Annotated in this window: 1 protein-coding gene; it reads right to left on the bottom strand. The window is 67.4% G+C overall.

The genetic code is table 11. The annotated features are described in order from the left end of the window. Positions 1-438: 438 nt before the first annotated feature. Positions 439-1,009 (bottom strand): transposase (locus ACFOGJ_RS19835; protein ID WP_379903789.1); only part of this gene is annotated, 571 nt, incomplete at its 5' end.

The following is a 1,009-nucleotide window of genomic DNA, read 5'->3' as shown; positions in this document are numbered from 1 at the left end:
TTATATGAGGCGGCTTGTGTCAAGGCGTTGCCGGTAGATTTGCAGCAGCTTTTTCTGTCGGGCGGGACGCAGGTCGCGCAGGGACATGGCGCATTCGTGCGGCTCGCCTGCCGCCGCAAGGCGGCATCAGTTTGCTCGGTCTTGCATCGTTTCTCGCTCCGTCTGTGCCAGGCGGGATCGATCCAGGGATTGGAGCCTTTTGCGACATGCGGCGCGCACCGCATCAACTTATATCCGGTCGGGCCTGCCGGCCCGGACCAAGGTCCTTCGTGCATCGGCGTGCGAAGGCGGCAGGCTCCAAGGAGGGATGGGACCCATCTTGACCGAGGCGTTGTCATGCCATGCCCGGAACCGGTCACACATCCTCCCTGGATCGCTTCACCGCTGGGGTGTCCTCGTCATTGCGGCGGTCCTCTTCGTTCAGGCGCTCGGGTGCATTCAGGCGGCCTTCAGGATGGCACCGTCAGGCACCTCGCCGGTCTCCAGGTAGCGCCACAACGCGACCAGCAGCTTGCGAGCCAGTGCCACGACGGCGATCCGGCGGGGCCGGCCCTTGAGGTCGCCCACACGCTCGCGGAACCACCGGCTGAGCGCGCTGTCAGGCTGGTAGCGCAGCCACATCCAGGCCAGCTCCACCATCAGAGTGCGCAAGCGGGCATTGCCCGACTTGGCGATCCCCTGGTCACGATCGCTGCTGCCGCTGGCGAACGGGCTCGGGTCGAGCCCGGCATAGGCGCCCAGCTGGCGGCGATTGGCGAACGGGCGCCAGAAGGCTTCGCCGACAAGCACCGTGGCGGTTTCCGGCCCGATCGCCTTGAGCATCGTCAGCTGGCGGATCTTCTCGCCCTGGGGATGGCACGCCTCAGCCTTGCCCGCCGCGATCGCGTCGCGCTCGGCCTCCACTTCAGCAAGCTGCTCCAGCACGATCTCCAGCCGTCCCAGCTCGCGGCCGATCTCCGACGCCAGGCGCCCGCCAAGGGCAGCCCCTCCTGCCGTCCGAAGAGCGGCG

Origin of the sequence: Marinibaculum pumilum (genome assembly GCF_042646425.1) — a bacterium.
GTDB classification, from domain to species: domain Bacteria; phylum Pseudomonadota; class Alphaproteobacteria; order Ferrovibrionales; family Ferrovibrionaceae; genus Marinibaculum; species Marinibaculum pumilum.
The sequence above is the reverse complement of the archived record's forward strand: the minus strand, read 5'-3'. Positions and strand labels throughout refer to the sequence as shown.